This window comes from Pseudooceanicola sp. (assembly GCF_041987405.1).
Taxonomy (GTDB): domain Bacteria; phylum Pseudomonadota; class Alphaproteobacteria; order Rhodobacterales; family Rhodobacteraceae; genus Pseudooceanicola.
The window spans coordinates 741189-762289 of the sequence record NZ_JBHIWR010000001.1 but is presented as its reverse complement, the minus strand read 5'-3'; the positions used below and the strand labels follow the sequence as shown (position 1 = coordinate 762289).

Here is a 21101-nt window from a genome sequence, read left to right as displayed (position 1 = left end):
AAGTCGGGGGCGGGCATGACCCACAATGGTCTGAGTGAGTGGTCCCCGACGCATGTCCAAAGTTGAAGCGGTCTCCCGCAGAAGTTCACAATTGCACGCGCCACGTCTTGCCACGTCGGTCATCGGCTTCGTGCTGATTTGTGGCCTTCTGGGAATGCTGGCGATCTGGTGGCCCATCAACCAGCATGCGCGTGAGTTCGAAGCCCGCGTCGAGACAGAAAATGCCATCCGGGGGGGCAAGGCGCTGCGCCTGGCCGTGTCTCGAGCGCTCGAACGGGAATGGGAAAGTTTGCAGGCGGTCGCCGGTCAGATTGCTTTGAAAGAGGATGCCGAGATTCGCGCTTTCACCGATGCCGTCGTGTTCGCCGGCGGCCGGGTTGCATGGGCAGGGCTGGCGGATCTCTCCGGAACGATCCGGGTTGGCTCGAACGGTCTACGGGAAGGGACATCCGTCTCCAGCGCCAAATGGTATCGCCGAGGGCTGCAGGGACCTTTCTTCGGCGAGCTGACCTCTTCGACCACCGACCAGGCGCATGACCGAAGAGATGTGCTCAATATCTCTGTACCGGTCACGACCCCTGATGGCGAAATCCGCGGCGTCTATGTCTACAGCCTGAAGGTGAGCTGGCTTGGGGGCTACGTGCGTGCCGCCGCGGATGAACTGGGCCTTCTCGCCTATGTTGTCGACCAGCGTGGCCGGGCGATCTTCGGACCGGATCAGGACGCCCAGTTAAATCTCACCCCGGCCAGCCTGGGTTCTCTGTCGCTCAATATCGGGTCTGCGCAGATCGTCGAGGACGAGAATGGCGTACAAAACATCTATGCCGTCGCGCCGGAACTCGCTGTAGGCAATGCGCCCCCGACCGGGCTTTCGGTCGTTGTTCGCGTGCCGCCCGCGTCCACCGGCCAGAACGTATCGGAACTGTCTGTAGCGATTTGGGTCAGCCTTCTGAGCTTGCTCGGCGTTCTGGGCGTCTTTGCATTCCTGTTTACGCGGCATTTCGTGCGTCCACTGGAGCGCCTGACCCAGACCGCCTGCGAGATAGCAGAGGGTAAGGAACCCTATCCGGAGGAATACAATTCCAGCCGCGAAAGCGAGCGACTCTCTCATGCGCTGAGCCATATCCAGAGCCGCTTTCACTAAGGGTGTCGGATGTTTCGCAACTAGGTGCGGTGGCTAGTAGCAGCGGACCTTAGGGCCGACGGGATTGGAGGTTTCCGCCAAGTTTGGGCCCCGCACTCTGGCACCTTTGAATTTGGTTTATATGCAGCCAAGTCGTTGTTGGTGAGAGTGACGCGAATGTCAGCCTTGGGCCGGGAACCCATCCGACAACGATCTACACTGAGCATTACCTCATCCGAAAATGCCACCAAGATGCAGACCCGAACCGTCATATTCCGCTCCGGCACTGTCTGGGTATGACGTGCCAATCAGCGGGACGTCTCCAGGTAAACTGGTGTCCCCCATAATATTCTCCGCAAGGTCGGGACGCGCCGGGCCATGTGACGGTAGGTCAACATCGGCCTGACCATCGTCATAGAAGACCTGGCTCAGGAAGCTTGCTTCTCCGGCAGAACCGACCGCCCCAAGAACCGTCTCGGGCAGCGCGACGGTACCCACTGGATCGCTCGGGAGCGCAGCAGTGAGATCAACTGTGCCTCCATCAAAAACCGGCGCCAGCGCGGCGTCCGCATCCGGGATGATAGAAGCCAGCGCCTCGGATGGCGGGCCGAGGTCACCGTCGGGAATGCTCAGCGATGTGGCGATGAGATCGACCTTATCGCCGATATCTGTCATCGAGGCGATATCCGGTGATGAAATAGGGGATGAAGCGACGTCACTCGTTGCCGTGTGGTCTCCGATCGCCTCGTTGTGGTCGATGCCACCTGTTATGGCACTGAGAGTTTCGGCAATCTCCGTCACATCCGGCAGGTCGGAAAGCGGTTCGTACAGGTTCGAGACATCAGGCAGGAAGGTGCCATCAACGGGACCCGCAGACGACCCGATAGTGTCATTTCCCATGTCAGAGAGCGCAGTAACCTGATCAGCAAGATCAGATGTCGATTGAGCCCGAGCGGACCCAAGGTCCGTCATGATGTTGGACAGCGCGGTCAGGGTTTCAGCCGTGACCGATTTCAAGAGTTGTGGCTCTGTTGGGCCGTGGTCGCCCGGCACCTGCGACGGCGCTTCACGATCTATGGCGAGCGCAGTCGATGGTTCGTTGCTCGCGTCGGTGACGTCTGCCGGTGCGAGGCTGTCGGCGTCGTGATCGACCGGCGCCGACAGATCGCTCGCGGCTTGTGCTCCGTCGGTGTTTCCGTTCCGCTGCACAACGTGCTCCTGAACACTTTTCAGCGCGTCTGCCTGCGCGTCAGGCGCTGCTGAATTATGCGCGCTGCTGGCATGCCCTGTATGGGCCTCAATTTTGGAAGGAGGCACGCTGTCCTGGGCACCGCGACCTTGATCCGGCTGATCGTCGGGTCCGACGAACCCGGCTTCCGGGATCCTGTGCTGCATTTCATCGTTTCCGGTCTCGGCAACCAGCCTCCCCGGATCAAGCACACCGAGAAGCATTGCACCCGTCGCGGCACCCGCCGCCGTGGCCTCGGCTCCCGGCGCGCCGGGGCGATCCTGGCGGGCGTCGTTGCGGGTCTTGCGCGGTGTCTGGGTCATGTTCGGGTCCTTTCAGTCTTCCCGGAACGCCGTGTCGATCTGGTCGAGCAGCGGCGAGGTCAGGTAGGCGATCAGCGTGCGGGCGCGGGTGTCCATGATGATCTCCACCGGCATCCCGGACTGGAGGTCGACGTTCAGCGCGGCGACCTGCTCGGGGTCGGGGCGGATTGTCACGGCATAATAGCCGCTCCCGGTGCGATCGTCGGTGAAGGCGTCGGCGGAGATCGTCGCGACCGTGCCGTGCAGCTCCGGCCGGTCGCTGCGCGGGAAGGCAAGCAACTCCAGCCGGGCAGGCTGACCTTCTCGAATGTCGTGCAGGTCGGTCAGTGCGAGCTTGCCCTGCACGATGAACGGCGTTTGGGACGGCACGATCTGCATCAGCGTCGCCCCCGGTTCGACAACGCCGCCTTCGGTAAAGACCGAAAGGCCGACCACCCGTCCCGTCGCAGGGGCGCGGACCTGCATCCGCTCCAGCCGGTCGGCGGCGGCGTCGATCTGCGGCGCAACTGCGGCCAGTTCGGCCTGCGCGACCTCGATCTCCTGAGAGATCGCGGCCTGCCGGTCCCGGTCCAGCCGCGCAATCTCCGCCTGGGCTTCGGCCACGGACTGCGCGGCGGCGGCGCTTTCCGAACGTTTGGCGGCAAGGCTCGACTTCAGGGTGGAGACCTGACGCTCAAGGTCCAGCACCTGCGGCCGCCGCGCCAGCCCCTTGTCCAGTAGCGTCGACGCGTCGGCCAGCTGCGCCTCGGCCATCCCGACCTGCGCTGTCAGGCCCTCGGCCTCCGCCTCCGCCCCGGCGATCTTCTGGCGCAGCTGGTCGATGCGCCGCTCGACCACCACAACGGCGGAGCGATGCTGTTCAAGGCGGGAGGCGAGCAGGGCGGTCTGGGTGGCGCGGGCCTCTGTCGCCGCGTCGGCGGCATCGGGCGCGGCCTCCGGGTAGTCCGGAGCGTCGATCCCGTCGCGCTCCGCGATCAGCCGGGCCAATTGCGCCCTGAGGGCTTCCCGCTTGGTCAGGAGGACGTCCCGCTGTGCCCGCGCCTGCGTGTCAGACAGGGTCATCAGCACATCGCCCCGTTCCACCGTCTCGCCATCTTCGACGGCAAGGCTGGCGACAACCCCGCCAAATGGATGCTGCACGGCTTGCGAGCGCCCCTCGACGGCAAGGCTGCCGCGCGCAACGGCGGCGTCGGAGAGGGGGACGAACACGCTCCACCCGGCCAGTCCCGCAATGAAGAGGATAAGAACGGCCACGCCAAGGCGGATCGGACCGCGGGGGTCGGAATAGGCGAGGCGGACTTTGGAGGCTTCAGTCATCACGCAGCCCCTTCCATCTGCGGCACGACAGTCTGTTTGATGTGGTCAAGCACGGCGTCCGGTGTGCCCTGCGCCTCAAGCCGACCGTCACGGACAAAGAACAGCCGATCGGCGACCTCCAGCACGTTCATCCGGTGCGTGATCAACAGGATCGTGGTCCCCTTGGCCTTCAGCGCCGCCAGCGCGTCCCGTAGCCCCGCTTCGCCCCGGTCGTCGAGGTTGGCGTTCGGCTCGTCCAGCACCAGCAGGCGGGGTTGTCCGAGAAGTGCGCGGGCCAGGCCCAGACGCTGCCGCTGCCCGCCGGAGAGGCCGACGCCGCCGGGACCGAGGACCGTGTCATAATGCTTCGGCAGGTCCATGATCATGTCGTGGATCCCGGCGGCCTTGGCGGCGGTGATCACGTCATCGACCGGCGCCTCGCCGAACCTTGCAATGTTGGCTCGGACGGTTCCGGCGAAGAGGCCCACATCCTGCGGCAGATACCCGATCTGGCGGCCCAGCTCCGTCAGGTCCCACTTGCCGTAATCCATCCCGCCGTAGCGCAGACGCCCGTCGCCGGGCTCGATCGCCCCGATCAGCAGCCGCGCCAGAGTGCTCTTGCCCGAGCCGGAGGGGCCGACGATCCCGATAGCTTCGCCGGGCGTGATCTCAAACGTCACGTCGCGAAGGACGGGCTTTGTCTGCCCGGGCAGCGTGAAGCCGACACCCTCGGCGGTCAGGGCGTTGGCCGCAGCGGGAACGATGGTGCGGTCGCTCTCTGCCGGAACCTCGTGCAGCAGGGCGCTCACCTCGCGATATCCGCTGCGCGCTTCGTTGAACTGGCGCCAGGTGCCCACGCCCTGCTCGACCGGGACAAGCGCGCGGCCAAGAATGATGGACGAGGCAAAGATCGTCGCGGGCATGATCTGCCCGTCAATGACCAGCCACGCCCCGATCCCCAGCATCATCGCCTGAAGCAGCAGCCGGGCGAAGCGGATCGTGGCCGACACCACCGCGTTCCGGTCAGACGCGACGGCCTGTGTTAGCAGCATCCGGTCGCGGTCACCGCGCCAGTGCGTCTCGATCGCGGGACGCATCCCCATGGCAACGACCACGTCGGAATGGCGAAGGATGTTCTCGGAAAAGCCGAAGGCGCGGTTGGCGGCCTGTTCGCTGGCCGACAGCGACGGCCGGGTCAGCCGTTCGTTCAGCAGTGCAAGCCCAAGCAGCGATGCCGCGCCGACCGTCGCGATCACGCCAAGCAGCGGAGCGATCAGAAACAGGAGGATCAGGTAGACAGGAATCCACGGCAGGTCGAAGGCGAAATGCACCCCCGGCCCGGTGATGAAGGTGCGGAACTGGTCCAGCCGCTGAAGCTGCTGCGCGCCCTTGGAATAGCCCTGTCGCGCCGACCGCTGGATCAGCGCGCTGAACACGCGCGTGGACAGCGCGGCGTCCAGCCGCATCCCGGAGCGCACCAGCACCTGCGCCCGCATCGCGTCGAGGAACCCCATGGTGATGAGCGCGACCAACAGGATCAGCGAAAGCAGAAGGAGTGTCGTGACGTTTTCGCTCACCAGCACGCGATTGTAGATCTGCATGAGGTAGAGCGGCGAACTGAGGTAGAGAAGATTGATCGCCCCGCTGAACAGACCTGCAAAGACGAAGCCCGCGCGCTCTTGGCGCAGCGCGTCCTTGATCTCGTTGCGGCTGTCTGGCCGGAGGTCGGCGTCGGGCGGGGTCATGGAAATCCCTTGGAAGAATGGAAACGGCGGGGTCCCGAAGGACCCCGCCATCCGACAGTTTAGAACAAGCCGCCGAGAAGGCCGTCGCTGTTGCTGTCCGACGCGCTGGTCGACTCGCTCATGGAGCTCGTGCCGATCATCACGGGTGCGCCGACGCCGAAGCCGATGCTACCGATGCCGGTGAACGAGGTGGCTTCGTCGCCGCCGTCATCCATGGAGGAAAACGACAGGATGTCCGTCGCCCCGAAGCTTGCGCCTGGGTTCGCCCCGAATTCGGTTGCGGAGCTGTCCGAGGACATTTCGTAGGACGTGTTGGAAGAGTCGCCAAGAAGTTCGCTTAGGATGGACATGATGTGTCCTTTCTCATCGAGTTTCTGGTTTCGCCCTCGTTGTCCGAAGTTCGGAGCAACCGGGGCAGCGCCAGTCGTCATGACCGACGTTGCAGGAGAAAGGAGCGGAAAAGGCAATGAGTTCCAGTATTTGCCGGTCACGTTAATTTTGACCGGGAGGCGGAATGACGCTGAAACTTTCTGACGGCGCGTCCGTACGGCGGGTCTAAGTGCCTAGGTTCTCTGGTTTAGGATCGGTCAACCATTTTCGGGCATTCGAAATCCCCACCCCGTCGGAGGACGGGTGAGCGGAACATTGCTCTGGACACGCCTCGGATGCCGGAAGGGATCGAGACCTGGTCGGACTTTGTCATTCTCTTCCGCGAGCCGACCTGCTGCCGATTTCGTTGACACCGAGATTGGGTGTTCAGAGTGTTCAGTCGCGCGGCACAACAGCAAAGCCAGTCGCAATCTCGAAGACAGGGGTGATCGACAAGCTGCGTTCACCCGGGTTGGACGCCTGTTTCGCCCCGGTGCACAGCCGGTATTTTCTGCCGCTATCGAGAAAGATAAAATAGCCTATTGACCCTCCAGTGACTGGAGACCCCAGATCAACGGTCCAGTCTATTCGGAGAAGGAAAGGATCCGCTATGGCCGACACGAATGCCCAGCACTCCGACCAAAACGATATCATCCGGGATCCCGTCTGCGGCATGACCGTGGACCCGAACGCGGGCAAGCCGACGGTGGAGTATCAGGGGCACACCTACCACTTCTGTGCGGACGGGTGCCGCAAGAAATTTGAAGCCGAGCCGGAGGCCTATCGCACGGCCGAAGACCCCGTCTGCGGGATGACGGTCGAACGGGCCACGGCAAAGCATATGAGCAAACATCACGGCGAACGCTTCTACTTCTGCTCCTCCGGCTGTCAGACCAAATTCGAGGGCGATCCCGAGAAATACCTCGGCGACCGGCCCGAGCCTGAGCCGATGCCCGAGGGCACGATGTACACCTGCCCGATGGACCCCGAGATCGTGCAGGACCACCCCGGCGACTGCCCGATCTGCGGGATGGCGCTGGAACCGATGACGCCATCTCTGGACAGCGGGCCGCACCCGGAATACGTCGACTTCAAGCGGCGGCTCTGGATCACCGCGCCGATGGCGGCAGGGGTCTTCTTGCTGGAGATGGGGTCGCACGTCGGCATCCCCTTCGCCGACTGGCTGGGTCACACGGCCTTCGTCTGGCTTCAGTTCCTGCTGGCCACGGGCGTGGTCTGGTTCACCCGCATGTTCTTCAAGCGCGCGTGGAGTTCGGTAAAGAACCGCAGCCCCAACATGTGGACGCTGATCGGGCTTGGCACGGCGGCCGCCTATCTCTTTTCCATCATCTCGATGCTGGCACCCGACCTGTTGCCCGCGCAGATGCAGGACGGCATGGGCATGACCCCCGTCTATTTCGAGGCGACGGCGGTGATCCTTGTTCTCGTGCTGATCGGTCAGGTCATGGAACTGGCCGCCCGCGAACGCACCGGCGACGCGATCCGCGCCCTGATGAACCTCGCGCCCAAGACGGCGCGTCGTGTGAATGGCGAGACGGAAGAGGACGTGCCGCTCGATGAACTGAAGACCGACGATATCCTCCGCGTCCGCCCGGGCGAGAGCGTGCCCGTCGACGGCGTGGTGACCGAGGGCCGGTCTTCGGTCGACGAGAGCATGATCACGGGTGAGCCCGTTCCGGTCGAGAAGGTCGAGGGCGAGCCGGTCACCGGCGGGACGCTGAACAAGACCGGGTCCTTCCTGATGAAGGCCGAGAACGTGGGTGACGACACGACGCTCAACCGGATTGTGCAAATGGTCGCCTCGGCGCAGCGGTCGCGCGCGCCGATCCAGGCGGTGGCGGACCGGGTCGCGGGGTATTTCGTGCCCGCCGTGGTCGGTGTCGCGCTGCTGGCCTTCGTGGCGTGGTGGGCGCTCGGGCCCGCGCCCGCGTTGTCCTATGCCTTCGTCGCGGCGGTCTCGGTGCTGATCATTGCCTGCCCCTGTGCGCTTGGCCTCGCCACGCCCATGTCGATCATGGTGGCCTCGGGGCGCGGTGCGAATGCCGGCGTGCTGATCCGAGACGCGGAGGCGCTGGAGCGGTTCGCCAAGGTCGATGCGCTGATCGTCGACAAGACGGGCACCCTGACCGAGGGCAAGCCGACCCTGACCGATGTCGAGCCGAAGGGCATGGACGAGGCCGACCTGCTGACCCTCGTCGCCGCGCTGGAACGCGGGTCCGAACACCCTCTGGCCGAAGCACTCGTCGCCGGGGCAGAAGACCGTGGCGCCTCCCGCAAGGACAGCACCGACTTCGAGGCGATCACCGGCAAGGGCGTCACCGGCACGGTCGACGGCCGCAAGGTGGCGCTTGGCAATGTCGCGCTGATGGCCGACCTGTCGGTCGAGACCGGAGACCTCGCCGACCGCGCCAAGGCACTGCAGGGCGAGGGCAAGACGGCAATGTTCATCTCCGTCGACGGTGCGGCAGCGGGCCTCGTCGCAGTCGCGGACCGGATCAAGGAGACGACGCCGGACGCCATCCGTGCGCTGCATGAGCTTGGCCTGCGGATCGTCATGGCCACCGGCGATGCCGAGGCCACGGCACAGGCGGTCGCCAAGCAGCTTGGCATCGACGAGGTCCACGCAGAGGTCAGCCCGGAGGACAAGAACGCGCTGGTCAAGAAGCTGAAAGGCGAAGGCCTGTCGGTCGCCATGGCCGGCGACGGCGTCAACGATGCGCCTGCACTGGCCGAGGCCGACGTGGGAATCGCCATGGGCACCGGTGCCGACGTCGCCGTGGAAAGTGCGGGCATCACGCTGGTCAAGGGCGACCTCGGCGGCATTGTCCGGGCGCGCAGGCTGGCCGAGGCGACGATGCGCAACATCCGTCAGAACCTCTTCTTCGCCTTCGTCTACAACAGCGCGGGCGTGCCGATCGCGGCAGGCATCCTCTACCCCTTCGTGGGCGTGCTGCTCTCGCCGATCTTCGCGGCGGCGGCGATGAGCCTGTCGTCCGTCTCGGTCATCGGTAACGCGCTGAGACTGCGGGCGCAGAAGCTCTGACACCAGAGAAGTCGCTCACCGACAAGAAAGCCCCGCGCGTCTGACCTCGCGCGGGGCACCTCTATGTTTGCGACGGAATGCGGCGGGAGGTGGTGTCACCCCGGCGTGATCCGTCTGGGCTTGACCCTCCAGTGGCTGGAGACTTTAATTATCGGGCAGAAGGAGACGCCCCATGAACATCGGACGCGCCGCAACCGAGACCGGGTTGTCGGTCAAGACGATCCGCTATTACGAAGATATCGGACTGGTCGATGCCGATCGGGCCGAGAACGGCTATCGCGATTTCGGCGACCGGCAGATCACGCAATTGCGGATGCTGGCGCAGGCCAGGCACCTTGGTTTCGGCCTGGAGGAATGTCGTCGGCTGCTGGACCTGAACGCGAACCCCGACCGGGCCAGCCGGGACGTCCAGGCGCTTGCGACCCGAAACCTCGAAGCGGTGCGGTCCAAGATTGACCAACTGAAAGTCCTGGAGGCGGAGCTTGAGATTCTGATTGATCAATGTCATGGCGATGATGCGCCAGACTGCGCGATCCTGAACGGGTTGGCCGGGTCGATGGACTTTGGCGCAAACCGAAAAACCTAGGCAGGGACCAGTGGGGACACACGTGCGAAAGACCTTGGCGATCATCATGCTGCTGATCACGGCCTGGGCTGTCCTGCCCGGTGTCGCGCAGGCGCATGACGTATCGCCGCAGGTCACGGTCATGTCCCACGACATGGCGGGTTGCCCCGAGTGCCCTGAGCAGGACGCCTCTCCCCATGAGATGGCGCAAAAGTGCCATTACGGTGCCACCTGCGGCATCGCCGTGCATGCGATTCCAACTGTCCCAAGTCTCAGCCTGTTCGCGCCGCTGGTCAAAGATCCAACGTACCCGGACGTGGTTTCGCGATTGAATTCCGTCGCATTGGCGCGGGATCTTCCCCCTCCCCGTACCTGAACGCATCCCGACAAGGCGCTGCGGCCCGGCCCGCGGCAAGGATGACTGCGCGGGTAAGCCGCGCGTTTCAGGACAAGCACAATGAACAAGACACTGATCGCAGCCCTAGGCGTCGCCGCACTTGCGGGCGCGGCCTACTACCTGACCCGTCCACCGCAGATGACCCAGGCCGAGGCCCCGGCAGAAGGCGACGCGCTGGTTACCATCACTCAACCCGAGACCCTCTCGCCCGAGGCCCTGATGGGCAGCCGCGCCTTCGACGCCACCTGCGCGTCCTGCCACGGCGACAATGCGACCGGCAAGATGGGTTTCGGGCCGCCACTGGTCCACAAGATCTACGAACCCAGCCACCATGGCGATATGGCCTTCGTGCTGGCGGTCCAGAACGGAGTCCGGGCTCATCACTGGCCATTCGGGGACATGCCCGCCCAGTCTGGTCTGACCAGGGCGGATGTCGGTAATATCATCGCTTTTGTCCGCGAGTTGCAGCGCGCCAACGGGATCGAGTGACATAAAACCTCGCATGACACGTCGCGCCTTTTGCCGTGCGCCGACAGGGACGGCCGGACTGGCCGCGCTGCCGGTGCGGGCCGAAGGGCCGCCGACGCTGATGGCCCGCGTCCTGCATTCCGGATAGAGCCGCGATTGTCCCTCTACACAGCGAACGTTGGCTGGTGCGACCACCACGGCGTGACCGCGCGACCAATCACAAAAGTTTCTCGATGTATTGCGCCGCCTCCGACCCCTTCAGGCTGCGGCGCCAAAGACGTTCGGTGATGGCTTCGTGCTGCGCGACGGCCTCCGGAGCCGAGGTGATCGTCGCGACGCCGAAACGCACATTGGCCAAAGCGCCGAGCCGGAACGGACTCATCGCCAGTTCGGGTAGGGACGTGCCGCGAAAGATCTGGAAACTTGCCCCAGGCATGGAATCGACGAGCACCCCGATCTGGATCCCCATTGGTTCAGACTTCAGAAGCTCGATGATGTTCTGCACCTCCGCCCGCGCTGCCTCCCGCCTGTCCTTTTGTCCGGCCAAGGCCTGCGTGCCCACAAAACCCGAGGCGCAGAAGGCTTCGATCTCGGCGGCGGAAACGAGGCTGACCACATGGGGACGCCGCGCGCGGTATGTGGTTTTCCGCTGTTTCAGAACCTCCACCACCCGGTCGATTTGCCGAAGCGCATCGGTGTGATCGGGAACATCCGTGGGTACGCTTTCGCGCAAGACCGTGGGGAGAAGTGCATCATAGCGGTCGGTCGTCAGCAGATAGGAAACCGGTCCGAACATCACACTGATCCGCTCTGCTTTCTCCTCGATCTGCCGCATCCGCTCGAAGAAGGTAAGCGCAGAGGAAATGTACTCGACCGAGACACCCAGAAGCGACCCGATTGATACACCGAGGTGATCGGCTATCCGGCCAAGTGTATCGACACGGATCGGATGGCCGGCCTCGTATCGATAGATCGCCGCCCGGGAGACGCCGGTCAGTTCTGCCAATTGGTCCGGGGTGAGGCCCGCCCCCATGCGCGCAGCCCGCAGTCGCGCGCCCACGGCTTCGATCGCACTGCTTTGTGTCATGCTGGGGTGATTCACGCTGCCGCTCCTTCCCTTGTGCTCAATCACTATGCAAAAGCCGTCTAAAAATAGCAATAATGCCATCGAATTTCTCAAACTTGAGAATATTATTGACTTTTCCAAGCGTCGCGAAAGATCATGGACGCATATGAACTCGGAGGCCTACCAATCATGACGTTTGCTTTTCGCACTTTAACGCGACCTTCTCTCGGCGCTGCGGTCCTTGCTGTCGGACTGGCCAGCACGGCGGTGGCGCAGGATTACACGGCTCGGATCGGGCACCTGGAATCGCCGCAGCAGTCGCGGCATGTCTTCCTCGAGAAAGTCGCTGATCTGGTTTCGGAGCGTACCGACGGAGCGGTCGCCTTCGAACTGTTCCCCTCGGGTCAACTCGGCTCTCAGCGGGAGATGACCGAAGGCGTGCAGCTTGGCACGCTCGAGGCCACGGTATCGCCCGCGGCCTTTCTCGGCGGGTTTAATGAACAAATTTCCATCCTCGACATCCCGTTCCTTCTGCCAAACGATGAGGAAGCCGCGCAGAAACTGCGGAGCGGTTCGTTCGGCGATGCGTTGCTTGAAAGCTTCAAGGACCGTGGCGTCGTCGGGATCGAGCTCTGGCCCAACGGGCGCAAGAACCTGACATCGAACAAGCCGCTGGGCGATCTGACCGCGCTGTCGGAGCACAAGTTCCGCACGATGGATTCGCGCATTCTGATCAAGCAGTTCGAGGCGCTCGGTGCCTCCGCCGTCGCGCTGCCCTTCGGCGAGCTCTACACCTCGCTTCAGACCGGTGTGGTCGATGGGCAGGAGAACCCGCTCGACACCATTCAGCGCATGAAGTTCTACGAGGTGCAGGATTACCTGGTGCTGACCGAGCATGGCGCGATGGAAGACGTGGTTCTTTTCAACCCGACTTGGTGGAGCTCGCTTCCTGAAGAATACCGGACGGTGATCTCCCAGGCGTTCGAGGAGGTGATCCCGGAGCTTCGCGCGCACAAGGCCGAAGCCGTCGCCGCCGCGCTCGAGACGATCCGCTCGGAGAGCGACATCGAGATCCGCGAAGCTTCTGAGGAGGAGCGTGCCGCGATGCGCGCGGCCACCTACGACGCCGCCGTGGCCGCCTACAAGGAGCGCGCGGGCGAGGCCGGAACTGCGCTTATTGCGCTCTACGAAACCGAGTACGCGGACGTCACCGCCGAATAGGCTGCGTGGCACCCCATTAGAGGCCCGGCTTTTCTGAAGCCGGGTCTCGTTTTCGATTGACCGGCGAGGCAGACATGCGGCCCTTGGCACTTCTCAGGCGCGCGGAGCGCTTTTTCATCGTCACGGTCTTCCTGACCATGGTGGCTCTTTTCGCGCTCAATGTCGTCGGACGCGAGATCGGCGGCTCGGTGGCGAGCGGGCTGACTTGGATCGAGGAGGCGGTGCGCCTTCTCAATATCTTCCTTGTCTTCGGGGCGCTCGGCCTCGCGTTGGAACGCGGTCGCCATGTGGGTATCGATACGCTACGGCGACGTCTGCCGGACGGGATGCAGCGCGTGGCGGAAAGAATAATAGACGCCGCTGGCTGCGCTGCGACACTCTATCTCGCATGGCTCGCCCTCGAACTCAGCCGTTTCGTGTTGATGACCGGCCAGCGCAGCCCAACGCTCGATATACCGATGGGCTGGATTTATACGGCCCCCGTTGCGGGATTTTGCCTGCTGTCCCTGCGTTATGCGCTGAGTTTTTTCGGCGTGATTGACCGTTTCTCTGCGGCCCCCGGAGCGTCCGGCGCGTCAGGTGAGGGGGGCGCGGCATGATCTGGCTGCTGCTCGCCTTCGCGCTCCTCCTGCTCCTGGGGGGCTTCGAGATGTTCCTGGTCCTCGCGCTTCCGGCGCTTGGGCTGAAGGAAGCCTTCTATCCCAACTTGCCCGACGCCGCCCTGGTGCAGAAAGTGATCGGCGGGATCAACCACAGCACGCTGCTCGCCATCCCGTTCTTTATCCTCGCAGCCCACCTGATGGGCGCGGGTCGCATTGCGAACCAGCTGACAGGCCTCATGCGCGGTTTTCTCGGTCATACCCGTGGCGGTATGGGGCACACCACGATCGGTGCCTCGATGGCCTTCGGCTCGGTCTCGGGCTCGGCGCCCGCGACGGTCGCCGCGATGGGTCGCATGGTCTATCCACAGATGCGCGAGACGGGTTTTTCAGAGCGCTTCGGATTGGGGCTTCTGGTCGCCAGTGCCGAGACCGCGCTTCTGATCCCACCCTCGATCACGCTTATCATCTATGGCTGGATCACCGGCACCTCCATCGCCCAGCTCTTCGCCGGCGGTCTGGCGGTCGGGCTGTTTCTCGGTCTCGCCTTCGCCGCGATGGTCACGGTCGAGGCGCGGCGGCGCGGTCTTCAGGGCGGGGCACGGACACCCTGGAGTGAAAGGCTTGCGATGCTTTGGGAGGCGAAGTGGGCGCTCGGCATGCCGCTGATCATCTTGGGCGGGATCTATACCGGGCTCTTCACCCCGACCGAAGCCGCGGCGGTGAGCGTGGTATATGCCATCTTCGTGGAGATGGTGATTTTCCGCGAACTTGATTTCCGAAAGCTCGTTGCGGTGACCGAGGAGAGTGCGGTCGCGACCGCGGTGATCTTCGTCCTCCTGGCCATGGGGGGCCTATTGTCTTTCTTCGTGACGCTGGCCCAGGTGCCCGGGACGATCACGGACTTCCTCGAAGCCGCCGATGCGGACGTCGTCCTTTTCCTCCTGGTGGTAAACCTGTGCTTCCTGATCGCAGGGATGTTCATCGACCCAAACTCCGCGCTGCTGATCCTCGTGCCGCCGCTGTTCCCGGTCGCCCAGGCTTTCGGCGTCGATCCCGTGCATTTCGGAATGATCGTAACGCTCAACATCTGCATCGGAATGATCACGCCGCCGTTCGGCCTCGATATCTTCGTGGCCTCCTCGACGCTTGACCGCCCGGTGCTGTCGATCATCCGTGGCGTCTGGCCCTTCGTGGCGATCAACATCGTGGTCCTTCTTATTGTCACGTACGTGCCGGAGATTTCGCTCTTCGTGCCGAACCTTATCTTCAATTGATGGGAGGAATTCCGTTATGGTCATGATGCCCCCCGCCCATCTCGCTCCGGCACCGGACCGACCGATCAAGGAGGTCGTGGCGCAGGTGGTTTCGCACGAGATCGCGGCAGACCAATACCGTCTGCTCGAACTTGCAGCTCCCGCCGAGGTGCTCGATTGCCGACCCGGGCAGTTCTTTCACATCCTCTGCCCCGTTAACGGCGAGAGCCAACCCTTTCTGCGCCGTCCGATGTCGATCTACGGCTACGACAAGGCCGCAGGCCGTCTGCAGTTTCTCTACAAGGTCACGGGAGAGGGAACGCGCGCTCTGGCTCATCTCGAGCCGGGGGCAGGTTTGAATGTCGTGGGACCTCTCGGCCAGGGCTTCTCCATGCCCGAGAGCGCGCGGCATCTGATGCTGGTTGCGCGCGGGGTCGGCTTGGCCACCCTCGCGCCCCTCGCACAGGAGGCGCAGCGCCTTGGGCGGCAGCTGACCGCGATCTGCTCCGCGCGCTCGGAGGCGCACTTAATGTCGATCGACTACTTTCGCGCCCTCGGGGCCAGGGTGATACCCGTAACGGATGCCGATGGCACATCGGACCCAAAGAGTCTGCGACGCTTGATCGAAGAGGAGATCGCTGCGGGCCGCGTCGACATGCTTTATACATGCGGGTCCAACCGGCTTCTCCGGCTCTGTCAGGAGATCGGCGCCGAAGCGGGCATACCCGGGGAAATCGCACTCGAGCAGCAAATGGCCTGCGGTATTGGCATGTGCCAATGCTGTGTGCGGCCTTTCAGAATTGACGGTCGCACCGCGCATCTGCGGGTCTGCCGGGAAGGCCCCGTCTTCGATATCCAGGAGGCGATCGAATGGTCGACCTAAGCACACGCATCGGTGCCCTGACGCTCCGGAATCCGGTCATGCCCGCATCCGGCACATTCTCGCGCGAGATGACGGAGGTCTTCGACCTTGATCTCCTGGGGGCGCTCGTGACCAAGACGATCACCGCCGAGACGAGGGGCGGAAATCCGACCCCGCGCGTCTGCGAGGTCGAAGGGGGGATGCTGAATTCCATAGGCATTCCTTCGAAAGGGGTGGGCGCCTTCCTCGCCTCCGAAGTGCCGGCCTATGCGGGCTGTCGCTCGCCGCTTGTGGTCAGTATCTCCGCCCCCACTGTAGAGGGCTTCGCCGAGCTCTGCAGGGCGGTATCGGTGCCGGGCGTCACCGCGATCGAGGCGAACATCTCCTGCCCCAACATCGAGGAAGACGGGAAGGCCTTTGCCATGCGTCCCGACACCACGCGCCGCGTTGTCGAGGCGCTGCGGGAGGAGACGGAACTTCCGCTCTGGGCCAAGCTGACGCCAAATACGGGGGAGACGGTGGAAGTGGCGCAAGCGGCCCAGGATGCAGGTGCGGACGCCCTCGTCGTCGCGAATACGATCCTGTCCATGTCAATAGATGCGCGCAGCCGCACACCCAAGCTCGGCAACTTGATGGGCGGCCTCTCTGGCCCGGCTTTCAAACCAATCGCGCTGCGCATGACGTATCAATGCGCGCGCAGCGTTGATATTCCCGTGATAGGCTGCGGCGGTATCACCGCTGCCGAAGACATCGCTGAATTCCTCATCGCCGGTGCCTCCGCAGTGCAGATCGGCACGGCCAATTTCATCAATCCTACCGCCATGCCACGCCTGATCAGCGATCTCGGACATTTCATGGCCGAAGAGGGCATCGAGCGTGTTGCGGACCTCGTCGGTTCGATCCGCGACGGCGCCTTGGACGAATCTATTCGCTTCATGGAGACCGCACCGTGACAAAAGAGATGATAGCCGACAGATCAACCGCCTTTGCCGAGAGCGAAGGATCCACTCTTGATGACACCGACGCGGCGCTGGCCGAGCGACTGTTTTCCGAAATCGCGCGCCGCAGCGCCGATACGCTCGGAGTGAGCCGTCCCGCGTGGTCCGCCAAGGAGACCGAGATCCTCGATTTTCTAACCGAGGAAGCCCGGGCGGAGGGGCTTGTCGTCACCGCCGATGCGCTGGACAACCGGATCTTCTGCCTGCCGGAAGATGCGGAGGCGACACCGTATACCTTGATCGGCAGCCACGTGGACAGCGTGCCTGTGGGCGGTAACTACGACGGGCTTGCAGGTGTGATCGCAGGGCTCTGTTGTCTGATCCATCAGCGCCGGGCAGGCCGACGCTTTGCCCGCCCGGTCCGGGTCATCGCCATGCGCGGCGAGGAGAGCGCCTGGTTCGGACCGTGCTACATGGCCTCGAAAGCGCTGACCGGGACCATGACCGATGAAGAGCTGGAAGCCACCCACAAGGGCGACGGGCGGTCCTTGGCCGACCACATGCGCGATCTCGGCATTGACATCGCCCCGATTGAGGACGGCACGGAGCTGCTGCCACTTTCCGAAATCGGAGAATATCTGGAATTGCATATCGAACAGGGCCCTCTGCTGGTCCGTGAACGGAAACCCGCCGCGGTCGTGACCGGCATCCGCGGCAATCTGAGGCTGAAAGAGGTGCGCGCCATCGGCGAGCCGGGGCATTCCGGCGCCGTACCGCGCGAATTCCGCCACGATCCCGTCATGGCCACCGCGCAGCTTCTTACAAGGCTCGATTCACTCTGGGCCGAAGAGGTCAAGAAGGGTACCGATCTGGTCATGACGAGTGGCGTGATGAGCACAGACCCCAAGCATCACGCCATGGCGCGCATCCCCGACCAATTGACCTTCAGTTTCGAAATTCGCAGCCAGGACCCGGACACTCTGGAGAGGTTCGAAGCCATCCTGCATGACGAGATCTCGCGCATCAGCGCGCTCACCGGCGTCCGTTTCGAACTGCCGCGACCGATCCGGAACGCGCCTGCGCAATTGGATCGGGTGGTGCAGTCAGGGCTGCTCGCGTCGATGGAGGCAATCGGGCAGGCACGCTATTCAATGCCCTCTGGTGGGGGGCATGACGCCGCGATATTCGCAAATAGTGGCGTGCCCGCGGGTATGGTCTTCGTCCGCAGTCAAGGCGGGTCTCACAACCCGGACGAAAGCATGGCGGTGGACGATCTGATGGCGGCGACATCTATCCTTTTGAATTATGTCACCCGCGACGCCACTACGTAGACCGAAGGTTCGCTGCCTTTACGAAGCGATGGAGTGCGGTGTGAAAAGCGCTCTGAGGACGAGAAACACAGGAGGATCAAGATGGACTACACCAGGATCGCGAGCATTATCCGGGAAAACGGCAATGGGACCCACGCCTTCGACAAGGCGGCGGATGCCGCTTGCGTCGCCGCGAAGGAACACCCGGAGAAGGCCGCAGGTTTCTTTCTCCTTGGTTGGGAGGCGCGCGAGTTCGTCAATGTGTTCGAACGCATGCCAGTTTCTAAAGGGTCCGCGACGGCAGCGCAGAACCGGCTTGCGACCAATGCCGAGGCCCTCGATGCAGCTGGGGATGACGCCGAAAAACTCCTTCAGGTTCTGAATGAAATGGCGCGGACGTTTTGTGTCGACGAGTGAGGAAATCAAGAACCGAACCTGTGGGCGCGGATCTTTCGACGCATTAATATATTGATTGAAATCAATAATTTGCGGGAGGTGCCAGTGTGCGCTCGAACTCGCGCGCAAAGGTAACGAGGCGTTTTCGTCGAGCGATTGCTTCGCGTGACTGTTAGTGCACTGCATGTCCGGTTTCATCGCGGCTCGGCAATTCGTGCCCTCTGCAGCGTGCAGCTTCGTCCCGCCATTCTGGGGCCCGGTCCGCGGCGGAAATCCAGCTTACGGCCTGCTCCGACATTGACCCGGAGCGAGGGTACCGATCATTCCACGAACGGTCCAAAATCCGCCCTCGGATAGGCCGGGCGCGATGTCAACCTTTGCCACCAGTCCCTGCACTTCGGACGCGTCGCGAAAGCATCGGGCGCGATTTCCTCCTCGATCCGGCGGACAAAGGGGGCGGTGGCGATGTCGGCCAGCCCGTAGCGCCCGCCAATCAGCGCGCCGTTGTCGATCATGGCTTCCATCCGGTCCATCATGGCCAGCAGGTTCTCTCGCGCCTCGTCCAGTTCGGCGTCCGTGTAAGGATTGCGCGCCGCGCGGCGCCAGGCCTCTTTCCTTTCCTCGGACGGGACGGATTTGAGCATCTCTTCGAATTCCGTTTCGCTCATCTTCGCCGCGCGGGCCGCCATGCCATGGCGCCAGTTGAACCGGATGAGATTGGTGATCAGCCCGTCCACATAGCGCACCCAGTTGCGCATCATCGCCTGGTCATAGGGGGCGTCAGGCAGAAGGGGCGGGTCGGGCTGGATCGCATCGAGGTATTCGCAGATCGTACTGCTTTCGTGCAGCGGGCGGCCGTCGTGCACGAGTGTCGGCACCACGCCCATTGGGTTGATCTTCAGATAGGCCTCGGAATGCTGTTCCTGGGTGGCAAGGTTGATGACATGGGCCTCATAGCTGAGCCCTTTTTCTTCAAGAAACAGCCGCACACGCCGCGAGGCGCTGGATTTTGGCGAGTGATAGAGAACCAGCGACATCAGCGACCCTCGAACCGGGGCGCGCGCTTTTCGCGAAAGGCATCGCGCCCTTCGCGGAAATCAAGGCTGTCCTTGCACCGCGCACCCCATTCGGCGATCCGGCCGGGGTCGCGCTGATCGGGGTCGGCCAGAATGTCGGCGACGGTTTCCTTGGTTGCCTGGATCGACAGGGGCGCGTTGCCTGCGATGGTTCTGGCCATGTCCATTGCCGCGGGCCAAAGGTCGTCCGGGGCATAGAGGTGTTCGACCAGCCCCCAGGACAGGGCTGTCTCCGCGTCGATCCGGTCGCCGACATAGAGCAAGCGGCGCGTGCGCGCGGGGCCGACCGCGTCGACCAGGCTGCGCAGCCCGTCCGACCCGTAGGAAATGCCCAGTTTCGCGGCGGGGATGCCAAAGGATGAATCGGTCGATGCCAGCCGAAAGTCGCAATTGAGCGCGGTCATCAACCCGCCGCCAATGCAGTATCCCCGGATCACCGCAATGGTCGGGAGCGAACAGGCGGCAAGGATGCGTTGACGGTCAATGAAATCGGTGCCGGTTGGACGCGGCCCCTCGAAGCCGTTCAGATCGGCCCCCGAGATGAAGGCCCGCCCGCCGATGCCCGTCAGCAAAAGCGCGCTCGCGCCGCCGTCTTCAGCTGCGGCGAGGGCCTCGACCATGCCGGCGGTCGCGGGTTCGTCCAGGGCATTGTGGCGATCGGGGATCTGGATTGCCAAGGTGGCGATCGTGTTCTCGATTCTCAGTCCGATGCGCCCGTCTGAAAAAGTGCGGTCGGGCGACCATGCCGGGGGAAATGCGATGTCCTTCATGTGCTCAACCTCGTTCACGGTTTCAGGATGATGGGGGCGGTCGTGGCCCGGCTTTCCAGCCGCCGGTGCGCGTCGGCCGCGTCTTTCAGGGGCAGGACCTCCCCGATCGGGGTCTGCACCTCCGGATCGGCAAGAAACGCAAAGGTGGCCTGCGCCGCCGCGCGGGCCTCCTCGGCGTCCGCGATCCAGCTGCGCAAGGTCGGGCGGGTGACGATGATCGACTTGGAATGCAGCAGTTGCAGATCAAACTCGCCCACATTGCCCGAGGCCGTGCCGTAGCTGATGACCATGCCGCGCGGGCGGATACAGTCGAGTGAGGGCCGGAAGGTCGATTTGCCGACGCCATCATATATGACATCCGCGCCGGTCCCGTCGGTCAGCTCCATCACTCGGTCCGGGAAATCTTCTGTTGTGTAGTTGATCGCCGCGTCATAGCCGAAATCCCGCGCGATCCTCATCTTGTCGTCCGAGCCGACGGTTCCGATCATGCGGGCGCCCAGTTTCCTGCCCCATTGCCCCAGCAACAGACCCATGCCCCCTGCGGCGGCGTGGACCAGCGCGGTCTTGCCGGGGCCAAGCGGATAGAGCCGACGAACAAGGTATTCGGCGGTCAGACCGCGCAGGAGGTAGCCGCCCGCCACATCGTCGGAGAGCGCGTCAGGAAGCGGGAACACCCGGGCGGCAGGCATGATCGTATGGGCGGCATAGCTGTTGGGCCCGATATATCCCACGCGGGTGCCTGCCGAGGGCGTGCTCACACCGGGGCCGGTCTCTTCGACGATACCGACCGCCATATGGCCCATGACAATCGGCATCGGCTTCGCCGAATGGGGTCCGCCGTGATCGCCTTCGCGTTCGTAGATATCGGCATAGTTCACGCCGCAGGCCGTGTTCCGGATCAGAACCTCGCCCTCGGCCAATGGTGGCAAGTCGAATTCCTCATACCTCAGATTGTCAGCTCCGCCATGGGCGCGGATCAATATAACGTTTGTTTTCAATTTATTGGCTCCCATTTGCTGCGGCGACTCC

20 protein-coding genes are annotated in these 21101 nt (G+C 63.5%); 12 read left to right on the top strand and 8 right to left on the bottom strand.

The genetic code is table 11. From position 1 onward, the window contains the following. Positions 1-52: 52 nt before the first annotated feature. Positions 53-1144, top strand: a complete 1092-nt coding sequence (locus tag ACFC2Y_RS03575) for a cache domain-containing protein (protein ID WP_375173679.1) — start codon at positions 53-55, stop codon at positions 1142-1144. A gap of 210 nt (positions 1145-1354) precedes the next feature. Here ACFC2Y_RS03575 and ACFC2Y_RS03570 read toward each other — a convergent pair whose 3' ends face one another. Genes ACFC2Y_RS03570 through ACFC2Y_RS03555 form a run of 4 tightly spaced genes read right to left on the bottom strand, consistent with a single transcriptional unit; the run spans position 1355 to position 6065 of the window. Continuing rightward, entirely contained in the window at positions 1355-2674 is a 1320-nt protein-coding gene (locus tag ACFC2Y_RS03570) for a hypothetical protein (protein ID WP_375173678.1), read from the bottom strand. A gap of 12 nt (positions 2675-2686) precedes the next feature. Then, on the bottom strand, positions 2687-3991 hold the full coding sequence (locus ACFC2Y_RS03565) for an HlyD family type I secretion periplasmic adaptor subunit (RefSeq protein ID WP_375173677.1): 1305 nt from the start codon (positions 3989-3991) through the stop codon (positions 2687-2689). Further along, complete coding sequence (locus tag ACFC2Y_RS03560) at positions 3991-5715, bottom strand: type I secretion system permease/ATPase (protein ID WP_375173676.1); 1725 nt, start codon at positions 5713-5715, stop codon at positions 3991-3993. The genes ACFC2Y_RS03565 and ACFC2Y_RS03560 overlap by 1 nt, the downstream gene beginning before the upstream one ends. A 59-nt stretch (positions 5716-5774) precedes the next feature. Next, positions 5775-6065 carry a hypothetical protein gene (locus ACFC2Y_RS03555; protein ID WP_375173675.1) on the bottom strand — a complete coding sequence of 97 codons (291 nt, stop codon included), beginning with the start codon at positions 6063-6065 and terminating at the stop codon, positions 5775-5777. Between the two features lie 629 nt (positions 6066-6694). On the opposite strand from ACFC2Y_RS03555, the gene ACFC2Y_RS03550 reads away from it, so the two are divergent. From ACFC2Y_RS03550 to ACFC2Y_RS03535, 4 genes are all read left to right on the top strand, one after another. Then, the gene (locus tag ACFC2Y_RS03550) at positions 6695-9148 is read left to right on the top strand and encodes a heavy metal translocating P-type ATPase (protein ID WP_375173674.1); all 2454 of its coding nucleotides are present in this window, start codon (positions 6695-6697) and stop codon (positions 9146-9148) included. A gap of 172 nt (positions 9149-9320) precedes the next feature. After that, a complete protein-coding gene (locus ACFC2Y_RS03545) occupies positions 9321-9734 on the top strand; it encodes a MerR family transcriptional regulator (protein ID WP_375173673.1) in 414 nt (137 codons plus the stop codon). 46 nt (positions 9735-9780) lie between these two features. Beyond that, on the top strand, positions 9781-10089 hold the full coding sequence (locus ACFC2Y_RS03540) for a hypothetical protein (protein ID WP_375186402.1): 309 nt from the start codon (positions 9781-9783) through the stop codon (positions 10087-10089). A gap of 81 nt (positions 10090-10170) precedes the next feature. After that, on the top strand, positions 10171-10599 hold the full coding sequence (locus tag ACFC2Y_RS03535) for a c-type cytochrome (protein WP_375173671.1): 429 nt from the start codon (positions 10171-10173) through the stop codon (positions 10597-10599). Positions 10600-10795: 196 nt separating this feature from the next. On the opposite strand, the gene ACFC2Y_RS03530 is transcribed toward ACFC2Y_RS03535, so the two are convergent. Then, the gene (locus tag ACFC2Y_RS03530) at positions 10796-11746 is read right to left on the bottom strand and encodes a helix-turn-helix domain-containing protein (RefSeq protein ID WP_375173670.1); all 951 of its coding nucleotides are present in this window, start codon (positions 11744-11746) and stop codon (positions 10796-10798) included. A gap of 87 nt (positions 11747-11833) precedes the next feature. On the opposite strand from ACFC2Y_RS03530, the gene ACFC2Y_RS03525 reads away from it, so the two are divergent. The 7 genes from ACFC2Y_RS03525 (at position 11834) to ACFC2Y_RS03495 (ending at position 18247) form a co-directional block, all read left to right on the top strand. Further along, a complete protein-coding gene (locus ACFC2Y_RS03525; protein ID WP_375173669.1) occupies positions 11834-12865 on the top strand; it encodes a TRAP transporter substrate-binding protein in 1032 nt (343 codons plus the stop codon). Positions 12866-12939: 74 nt separating this feature from the next. Beyond that, positions 12940-13464 carry a TRAP transporter small permease gene (locus ACFC2Y_RS03520; protein ID WP_375186115.1) on the top strand — a complete coding sequence of 175 codons (525 nt, stop codon included), beginning with the start codon at positions 12940-12942 and terminating at the stop codon, positions 13462-13464. Then, positions 13461-14741, top strand: a complete 1281-nt coding sequence (locus ACFC2Y_RS03515) for a TRAP transporter large permease (RefSeq protein ID WP_375173667.1) — start codon at positions 13461-13463, stop codon at positions 14739-14741. The genes ACFC2Y_RS03520 and ACFC2Y_RS03515 overlap by 4 nt, the downstream gene beginning before the upstream one ends. Before the next feature lie 16 nt (positions 14742-14757). Then, the gene (locus ACFC2Y_RS03510; protein ID WP_375173666.1) at positions 14758-15603 is read left to right on the top strand and encodes a dihydroorotate dehydrogenase electron transfer subunit; all 846 of its coding nucleotides are present in this window, start codon (positions 14758-14760) and stop codon (positions 15601-15603) included. After that, a complete protein-coding gene (locus ACFC2Y_RS03505) occupies positions 15591-16535 on the top strand; it encodes a dihydroorotate dehydrogenase (RefSeq protein ID WP_375173665.1) in 945 nt (314 codons plus the stop codon). The genes ACFC2Y_RS03510 and ACFC2Y_RS03505 overlap by 13 nt, the downstream gene beginning before the upstream one ends. After that, the gene (locus tag ACFC2Y_RS03500; RefSeq protein ID WP_375173664.1) at positions 16532-17851 is read left to right on the top strand and encodes a hydantoinase/carbamoylase family amidase; all 1320 of its coding nucleotides are present in this window, start codon (positions 16532-16534) and stop codon (positions 17849-17851) included. The genes ACFC2Y_RS03505 and ACFC2Y_RS03500 overlap by 4 nt, the downstream gene beginning before the upstream one ends. A gap of 81 nt (positions 17852-17932) precedes the next feature. Further along, entirely contained in the window at positions 17933-18247 is a 315-nt protein-coding gene (locus tag ACFC2Y_RS03495) for a hypothetical protein (RefSeq protein ID WP_375173663.1), read from the top strand. Between the two features lie 299 nt (positions 18248-18546). On the opposite strand, the gene ACFC2Y_RS03490 is transcribed toward ACFC2Y_RS03495, so the two are convergent. From ACFC2Y_RS03490 to ACFC2Y_RS03480, 3 genes are read right to left on the bottom strand one after another with little or no spacing between them, the layout of a single operon-like run. Continuing rightward, positions 18547-19263, bottom strand: coding sequence for a glutathione S-transferase family protein (locus ACFC2Y_RS03490; protein ID WP_375173662.1), 717 nt, complete (start codon positions 19261-19263; stop codon positions 18547-18549). Beyond that, entirely contained in the window at positions 19263-20072 is an 810-nt protein-coding gene (locus ACFC2Y_RS03485) for an enoyl-CoA hydratase-related protein (protein ID WP_375173661.1), read from the bottom strand. The genes ACFC2Y_RS03490 and ACFC2Y_RS03485 overlap by 1 nt, the downstream gene beginning before the upstream one ends. 14 nt (positions 20073-20086) lie before the next feature. Then, complete coding sequence (locus tag ACFC2Y_RS03480) at positions 20087-21070, bottom strand: quinone oxidoreductase (protein ID WP_375173660.1); 984 nt, start codon at positions 21068-21070, stop codon at positions 20087-20089. Positions 21071-21101: the final 31 nt, after the last annotated feature.

Bases quoted from the DNA above. Each gene is read 5' to 3' on its own strand.
- ACFC2Y_RS03575 (WP_375173679.1), top strand. From the start codon at position 53: ATGTCCAAAGTTGAAGCGGTCTCCCGCAGAAGTTCACAATTGCACGCG.
- ACFC2Y_RS03550 (WP_375173674.1), top strand. From the start codon at position 6,695: ATGGCCGACACGAATGCCCAGCACTCCGACCAAAACGATATCATCCGG.
- ACFC2Y_RS03545 (WP_375173673.1), top strand. From the start codon at position 9,321: ATGAACATCGGACGCGCCGCAACCGAGACCGGGTTGTCGGTCAAGACG.
- ACFC2Y_RS03540 (WP_375186402.1), top strand. From the start codon at position 9,781: ATGCTGCTGATCACGGCCTGGGCTGTCCTGCCCGGTGTCGCGCAGGCG.
- ACFC2Y_RS03495 (WP_375173663.1), top strand. From the start codon at position 17,933: ATGGACTACACCAGGATCGCGAGCATTATCCGGGAAAACGGCAATGGG.
- ACFC2Y_RS03520 (WP_375186115.1), top strand. From the start codon at position 12,940: ATGCGGCCCTTGGCACTTCTCAGGCGCGCGGAGCGCTTTTTCATCGTC.
- ACFC2Y_RS03560 (WP_375173676.1), bottom strand. From the start codon at position 5,715: ATGACCCCGCCCGACGCCGACCTCCGGCCAGACAGCCGCAACGAGATC.
- ACFC2Y_RS03490 (WP_375173662.1), bottom strand. From the start codon at position 19,263: ATGTCGCTGGTTCTCTATCACTCGCCAAAATCCAGCGCCTCGCGGCGT.
- ACFC2Y_RS03515 (WP_375173667.1), top strand. From the start codon at position 13,461: ATGATCTGGCTGCTGCTCGCCTTCGCGCTCCTCCTGCTCCTGGGGGGC.
- ACFC2Y_RS03535 (WP_375173671.1), top strand. From the start codon at position 10,171: ATGAACAAGACACTGATCGCAGCCCTAGGCGTCGCCGCACTTGCGGGC.
- ACFC2Y_RS03555 (WP_375173675.1), bottom strand. From the start codon at position 6,065: ATGTCCATCCTAAGCGAACTTCTTGGCGACTCTTCCAACACGTCCTAC.
- ACFC2Y_RS03510 (WP_375173666.1), top strand. From the start codon at position 14,758: ATGGTCATGATGCCCCCCGCCCATCTCGCTCCGGCACCGGACCGACCG.
- ACFC2Y_RS03485 (WP_375173661.1), bottom strand. From the start codon at position 20,072: ATGAAGGACATCGCATTTCCCCCGGCATGGTCGCCCGACCGCACTTTT.
- ACFC2Y_RS03565 (WP_375173677.1), bottom strand. From the start codon at position 3,991: ATGACTGAAGCCTCCAAAGTCCGCCTCGCCTATTCCGACCCCCGCGGT.
- ACFC2Y_RS03530 (WP_375173670.1), bottom strand. From the start codon at position 11,746: ATGGCATTATTGCTATTTTTAGACGGCTTTTGCATAGTGATTGAGCAC.
- ACFC2Y_RS03525 (WP_375173669.1), top strand. From the start codon at position 11,834: ATGACGTTTGCTTTTCGCACTTTAACGCGACCTTCTCTCGGCGCTGCG.
- ACFC2Y_RS03570 (WP_375173678.1), bottom strand. From the start codon at position 2,674: ATGACCCAGACACCGCGCAAGACCCGCAACGACGCCCGCCAGGATCGC.
- ACFC2Y_RS03505 (WP_375173665.1), top strand. From the start codon at position 15,591: ATGGTCGACCTAAGCACACGCATCGGTGCCCTGACGCTCCGGAATCCG.